Origin of the sequence: Bacillus sp. MMSF_3328, from assembly GCF_030733525.1 — a bacterium.
Taxonomy (GTDB): domain Bacteria; phylum Bacillota; class Bacilli; order Bacillales; family Cytobacillaceae; genus Bacillus_AB; species Bacillus_AB infantis.
In genome coordinates, this window is record NZ_JASHIV010000032.1 from 34300 (window position 1) to 40458 (window position 6159).

Here is a 6159-nt window from a genome sequence, read left to right on the forward strand (position 1 = left end):
CCATTTAATTTATATCAGGAAAAAGCTAGTTTCAGCCGCTTCAGTCCTTCCTCGAGAGTTTCACGCGGGCAGGCAATATTCATCCGGACAAATCCTTCGCCGCCTGGTCCGTATTTCGTGCCAGGCTCAAGCGCAATCCTGCCTTTTTCAATGAGAAGGGCATTAAGCTCTTTATCCGGCAGTGAGAGATTCCGGCAGTCAAGCCACATCAGGTATGTCGCTTCAAGATCCATAACCTTGACTGAAGGAAGCTCCCTTTCTATGAAGCTCCGGGCGATTTCGTAATTTTCCTGCAGATATGATAAGAGCTGATCCAGCCAGTCACGTCCATGCCAATAAGCAGCCTCCAGGGCGGTGATGCCAAAAATGTTCAAAGTGAAAAAGCCCTGCTGTGCCTGGACAGCCTTGAATTTCTCGCGAAGCTGCTCATTGGGTATGATGACGGCTGACGATTGCAGCCCGGCAATATTGAAAGTCTTGCTCGGTGCAATGAGTGTAATGGAAATATCCCGGAATTCTGTGGAAAGAGATGCAATCGGAATATGAATGTGCGGCGAAAACACCAGATCTGAATGGATTTCATCTGAGAGAATCAGGCACCCGTATTTTGCGCATAATTCCCCGATTTTCAATAGCTCATCTTTTGTCCAAACCCGGCCGCCGGGGTTATGGGGATTGCAGAGCAAGAAAAGCTTAATGCCCTTTTTCAGCTCTTCCTCGAATCGTTGGAAGTCGATTTCATAGCGCTGTTCCACTAGTTCAAGCGGAGAGTTGACGACCATGCGCCCGTTTTTTTCAATCATCTCAAAGAAAGGCGTGTAAACAGGAGACTGGAGCATGATTTTATCTCCCGGACTTGTGACTGCCTGGATGGCAATGCTGATGGATGGGACCACTCCTGGGCTGTATAACACCCATGACCTGCCTATTTCCCAGCCGGATTGACTCTTCTGCCACTGCTGGACGGCTTCAGATGCAGAAGGGGGGACAAATGTGTAGCCGAAGACCTCGTGGCTGGCCCGTTTGCTTATTGCATTCTGTACTTCTTCAGGAGGTTCGAAGTCCATATCTGCCACCCACATAGGAAGCACATCCGAAGAACCAAATACATCTTTAGTCAGCTCCCACTTCACAGAAGCTGTTTCATATCTGTTGATTGCTTTATGAAAGTCATATTTTCTCATGATAACCTCCTGGATTGCAGTTCTCTGTCCTGATACTCTTATGATAAGATATGGTCAGGCAAAATTAAATCAAAAAGGTGGTTTTAAATGGAAGTCCAGGTTATGCACATGATGATGTACCAGGCTCTGGATCAATGGGATCCTTTCCGCTGCGGAGAAGGGAATTATGATACTGAGATAGCAGACGCAATCCACGCCGTCCATGATTTGGACAGCCCCGATAAACTCGCACGTAAAATCCAGGGCATATACGAATTTTCCTTCGAAAGCATCATCCCTTTGGAGCAGTGCAAAAAGATGGCTGAAACACTCCTTGTTATTAAAAACAGCGGGAGCTGCACTATATAAACCATATAAGTTGAAGAATGGCCGGCACCTGAAGGGTGTCCGGCCTGTTTTTATGGCTCTGTTAAAATTGAGCGGACCTTCCCGGACCTGAATGAATGGCAGGATGAAAAATAAGCGGAGAAATTCCCCCTATTTTCGAAAAAAACGCTAAAAACAGCTCAAATAGACGGAGAAATTCCGGCTATCAACCCAAAAAACAGAAAAATGGGCAACTTCGCTCTGCTTAAGCGGAAAATTTCCGCTTATTTATCCTTACTCCTGCCATATTCAACAGCTTAACCGGAGAATCTCCGCTTATTTTAAGGCTTGCTGGTCACTACAGTATGGATAAGACTTCCTGTTTTATATATCTTTTAATCAAATTATAAAAGGGTGTATTTTTACTCCGATTACTGTCCAGCAGCTGTGACTGCCCCACAAGGTCACAAGCCAAACAAGGCAAAGAACGCGTTTACGGAAGGTTTGTCTTGAAGCCCAGGGGAAGCTGGTCATGCAGACGCTGCGACAACACGTGGCGTTCATTGGCCTGGGTTCCTTAAAGGTGACAAAGGCTTTATTATGATTTGGCGCAAATAAATGCCTTCATATGGCTGTATACTTCTTCCGGCCGTTCTTCCGGTACAAGATGGCCGGTGTCTTTGAGGACGATGAGCCTTGAGTTTGGCAGGTCGCTGTCCAGCCTTTTTCCAATGGTGAGCGGAACAACCCTGTCATGCTCGCCCCATATAAGGAGGCAGGGAGTGTCGATCTCTTTCAATGCCTTTTGATCCAAGTCGCCTTCTCTGTGCCTGATCATCCGGGTCAAAGCCTTGAAGATATCATCCTCCATAAAAGGAGCCAAATAGCCGTACATCATTTCATCAGTGATCATGCTATGGTCATGGACAACCTGCCTTAAATTCTGGCGCACGCCAGAGCGCTGCAGATACAGCTTTACATACAAATGGAAGTAGGGGAGGTAGCTCGACAGGATCAGCGGCATCTTTGATTTAGGCAAATAGCTTGAGCTGCAGAGAAGGATGGCTTTTTTTATGAGATCGGGATATTGGCGGGCCACATTGAGCGATATCTGCCCTCCCATTGAATGGCCTGCAATTGTGACTTGTCCGAGACCCAGTTTTTCAAGAAATTGCATGACTGTCTGGGCGGTATTTTTGTAGGAATAATTATACTGATCCGATTTTCCGCTTTTTCCGAACGGGGGCAGATCAATGGAGATTACATGAAAATCTTCCTGCAGAAAAGGAATCAGCCTCCTGAAGCTGAAGGAGGAGGAAAGAAAGCCGTGCAGGAGGACGATGGTCTCCTTTGAGGGGGCCTGTCCGTATTGTTCATAATAAATTGTATTCCCGTTCACTACAATTTCATCTGTCTTAAAGGCTTGCATATTACCCTCACTCCTATGAAAGATGGTATTGCCTGGAAGGCTTTATTCAAAGATAAGAAAGTAAATATATTTTCAGCTTCATCTGTCCAGCTGCTGCATCTGCACCCTCGAGGCCAGAAGAAGCTGGTCATGCAGACGCTGGCACAGGACAGGGCGTTCATAGTCTGCGTTCCTTTTGAAGCAAGGCGCTCGCGCTTTTCTGTTATATCATTCCCCTTTCATTGCCCTTCACACATCACTGGAAAAATTATTTTAGAAAAATAATAGAAAAGTGAGATTTATTATTCCGCTGATTTTGCTATAATGTAAATATTTTAAACGGGAATGGGAGGAAGGTCCATGAGACTGAGTGAGAAAGAGCTTGAAATTGTTGAAATACTGGAAAAAGACGCACGCACCCCGCTTGAGGATGTGGCGAAAATGGCCGCGATCTCTGTTGATGAGGCGGCAGCGCTGCTGGAAAAACTGGAGCAGTCCCGGGTGATTGTCCGATATACCTCTGCAGTGGACTGGGCCAGGATTGACGGCCATGAGGGCGTAACCGCTATGATTGATGTAAAGGTGACCCCCAAAAGGGGAGTCGGCTTTAACGAGGTCGCACAGCGGATATACCGGTATAAGGAGGTAAGCTCAGTTTACCTGATGTCCGGGGCCTACGACCTGTCTGTCATTGTGGAAGGGCGTTCCATGAATGAGGTTGCCCGGTTTGTATCAGAGAAGCTTTCGACCCTGGATTCAGTGCTGTCAACCACCACTCATTTTATTCTGAAAAAGTATAAGCATGATGGAACAATTTTTGACCAGGCAGACGAAGATAAAAGAATTGTGGTATCGCCGTGATGAAAACGAAAACTTATATATCCGCTAAGGTCGACCAGCTTAAGCCTTCAGGCATCAGGCGTTTCTTCGATCTGGCGGCAGGTATGGAAGGCGTCATTTCCCTTGGTGTAGGCGAGCCGGATTTCGTGACCCCCTGGTCAGTCAGGGAGGCAGCGATCCTGTCGCTGGAGCAGGGGTATACCTCCTACACTGCGAATGCCGGCCTGCTTGAACTAAGGCAGGAAATTGCCTCTTACATGGGGAAAAGCTTTGGCGTCCAATATGAACCAGAATCTGAAATCATCGTCACAGTAGGGGCAAGCCAGGCAATCGATATCGCTTTAAGAGCCATCTTGGATCAAGGGGACGAAGTAATTGTGATCGAGCCTTGCTTCGTATCTTATGCTCCGCTTGTAAGCCTGGCGGGCGGGACTCCTGTTTCTGTCCAGACAAGAAAGGAGGACGATTTCAAAATCCTCCCTTCCCAGCTGGAACAGGCGATAACGCAGCGGACAAAAGCGATTCTTCTATGCTCTCCCAATAATCCTACCGGAACGATGCTGTCGGGCAAAGAACTGGAGGCCATAGCGGCTGTTGCTGAAAAGCATGATCTGCTCGTCCTGTCAGATGAAATCTATGCAGAGCTCGTCTATGATGAGGAATATACAAGCTTTGCCAGCATCAGCGGGATGAAGGAAAGGACTTTATTGATTTCAGGATTTTCGAAAGGCTTTGCCATGACGGGCTGGAGGCTTGGGTTTATTTGTGCGCCGAAGGAGATATCCCAGGCTATGCTGAAAATTCACCAGTACAGTATGATGTGTGCTCCGACCATGGCGCAGTTTGCCGCTCTGGAAGCGCTGAGGACAGGCAGGGGCGATGTGGAAAGCATGCAAAAAAGCTACCGGCGCCGCCGCAATTATTTTGTTCAGTCCCTCGAGGATGTCGGGCTGCCGTGCCATATTCCCGGCGGTGCTTTCTATGCCTTTCCTTCCATTGAAGGAACAGGATTAACTTCTGAGCAGTTTGCGGAACAGCTTCTGCTGGAGGAAAAGGTAGCCGTCGTTCCAGGGAATGTCTTTGGGGAGAGCGGGGAAGGGCATATCCGCTGTTCTTATGCATCATCCATGGAACAGCTGCAGGAAGCCGTAAAAAGAATCGGCCGATTCCTTGAAAACAGAAAATAAAAAAAGGGATACCCATCAGGATATCCACTTCAAAAAGGGGGGGAATACTAGAAAGCTTATGTTTTAAGCTTTTCCGGATTCCCCCTTTTGTATACATAGAAACTCAGAAAAATATTTTAATTATGATCTCAATTAAGTTTATCTCGCTGCCTGGATCGCATCCATCATCCTCAAAAAATTTTCTTTTCCCATTTTCTTCGCATTTTTTAAAATCATTTTTGCATCGTGTATGCCTGTTTCTAAAAGGAGCTGCTCCAGTTCAGGATCCAGTCCTGTCTGGCAAGCTGTGAAACCATGCTCCAACAGCTCGGATGCCGGCACGTCCAGGATCGTTGAGATTTTTAAGATGGTCTGGGTGTCAGGCTGCTGGCAGCCGTTTTCGTATTTTTCGATAGTGCTTGTGCCTATTCTAAGCTTTACAGCCAATTCCTGCTGAGTCAGATTCAACCTTTCTCTATTCTGCTTAATAGCAAGACCGATTGCGGACATTTGCACCCACCCTTTCACAGAATGATCTTACACACTTATTTTACTGCGGAATCAGATAGATGAAATTTGAGATCCTTGTATTTTTTGTTACAGTTCGATAAATGTTATTAATAACAGCTTTAAGAAAAGGAGATGCGGCACTCAAGAGAGAGCAACCGTAATTGAGTGCTCTTAAGCCAGACTTCTGATAACTCCTGAAGTGCCAGTACCTGATGGCATATACAATGGTCATTTTCTCCAAAGGATTGCTTTGATAAAAAGGATGATGTATGATATAATTTTTAATTGCGTATAATCGACGAAAATAAATAGGTATTAGGAGTGTTCATATGTCAGAGAAAATCGAAGTAGGCAGCGTATTAACAGGAAAGGTTACTGGAATCCAGCCTTACGGCGCATTCGTTGCTCTTGATGAAAATACACAAGGTTTGGTTCACATTTCTGAAATTACTCACGGGTATGTAAAGGATGTTAACGAGCACCTGAAGGTTGGAGATGAAGTAAACGTAAAGGTTCTTTCAGTGGATGAAGCTGCAGGAAAGATCGGTTTATCTATCCGGGCAACTGAAGAAGCACCAGCTGAAGCTGCTGATGCAAAAGCAAGAAAGCCTCGCAAACCACGCCAGGCTGCAGCGATTCAGTACAATGATTCTGATTCTTCCCAGGGTTTCAACACGCTCAAGGATAAGCTTCAAGAGTGGATTGACCAGTCACAGCGCTAATCTGTTATACGAGAGAAGGCCCG

7 protein-coding genes are annotated in these 6159 nt (G+C 46.3%); 4 read left to right on the forward strand and 3 right to left on the reverse strand.

The window, feature by feature from the left end; genetic code table 11:
* Positions 1-14: 14 nt before the first annotated feature.
* Positions 15-1184, reverse strand: coding sequence for a MalY/PatB family protein (locus RBB45_RS25390; protein ID WP_306010578.1), 1170 nt, complete (start codon positions 1182-1184; stop codon positions 15-17).
* A gap of 87 nt (positions 1185-1271) precedes the next feature.
* Here RBB45_RS25390 and RBB45_RS25395 point away from each other — a divergent pair, with 87 nt between their 5' ends.
* Positions 1272-1532, forward strand: coding sequence for a YugE family protein (locus RBB45_RS25395; protein WP_009795411.1), 261 nt, complete (start codon positions 1272-1274; stop codon positions 1530-1532).
* A 556-nt stretch (positions 1533-2088) separates the two neighbouring features.
* On the opposite strand, the gene RBB45_RS25400 is transcribed toward RBB45_RS25395, so the two are convergent.
* Positions 2089-2919 carry an alpha/beta fold hydrolase gene (locus RBB45_RS25400; RefSeq protein WP_148950994.1) on the reverse strand — a complete coding sequence of 277 codons (831 nt, stop codon included), beginning with the start codon at positions 2917-2919 and terminating at the stop codon, positions 2089-2091.
* 339 nt (positions 2920-3258) lie between these two features.
* Here RBB45_RS25400 and RBB45_RS25405 point away from each other — a divergent pair, with 339 nt between their 5' ends.
* Together RBB45_RS25405 and RBB45_RS25410 are read left to right on the forward strand one after the other, a co-directional pair.
* On the forward strand, positions 3259-3759 hold the full coding sequence (locus RBB45_RS25405; protein WP_022544325.1) for an Lrp/AsnC family transcriptional regulator: 501 nt from the start codon (positions 3259-3261) through the stop codon (positions 3757-3759).
* Complete coding sequence (locus tag RBB45_RS25410) at positions 3756-4925, forward strand: aminotransferase (protein WP_094769478.1); 1170 nt, start codon at positions 3756-3758, stop codon at positions 4923-4925. Before RBB45_RS25405 ends, RBB45_RS25410 begins: the two co-directional genes overlap by 4 nt.
* A gap of 138 nt (positions 4926-5063) precedes the next feature.
* Here the strand turns inward: RBB45_RS25410 and RBB45_RS25415 are convergent, their stop codons facing one another.
* Positions 5064-5414, reverse strand: a complete 351-nt coding sequence (locus RBB45_RS25415) for a helix-turn-helix domain-containing protein (protein WP_009795406.1) — start codon at positions 5412-5414, stop codon at positions 5064-5066.
* Between the two features lie 329 nt (positions 5415-5743).
* Between RBB45_RS25415 and yugI the strand changes: the two genes are divergently transcribed.
* Entirely contained in the window at positions 5744-6136 is a 393-nt protein-coding gene (gene yugI / locus RBB45_RS25420; protein WP_009795405.1) for a S1 domain-containing post-transcriptional regulator GSP13, read from the forward strand.
* Positions 6137-6159: the final 23 nt, after the last annotated feature.

What these genes read in the sequence shown, in the direction of transcription:
- RBB45_RS25390 (WP_306010578.1), bottom strand. Translation starts at nt 1,184, where the DNA reads ATGAGAAAATATGACTTTCATAAAGCAATCAACAGATATGAAACAGCT.
- RBB45_RS25395 (WP_009795411.1), top strand. Translation starts at nt 1,272, where the DNA reads ATGGAAGTCCAGGTTATGCACATGATGATGTACCAGGCTCTGGATCAA.
- RBB45_RS25400 (WP_148950994.1), bottom strand. Translation starts at nt 2,919, where the DNA reads ATGCAAGCCTTTAAGACAGATGAAATTGTAGTGAACGGGAATACAATT.
- RBB45_RS25405 (WP_022544325.1), top strand. Translation starts at nt 3,259, where the DNA reads ATGAGACTGAGTGAGAAAGAGCTTGAAATTGTTGAAATACTGGAAAAA.
- RBB45_RS25415 (WP_009795406.1), bottom strand. Translation starts at nt 5,414, where the DNA reads ATGTCCGCAATCGGTCTTGCTATTAAGCAGAATAGAGAAAGGTTGAAT.
- yugI (WP_009795405.1), top strand. Translation starts at nt 5,744, where the DNA reads ATGTCAGAGAAAATCGAAGTAGGCAGCGTATTAACAGGAAAGGTTACT.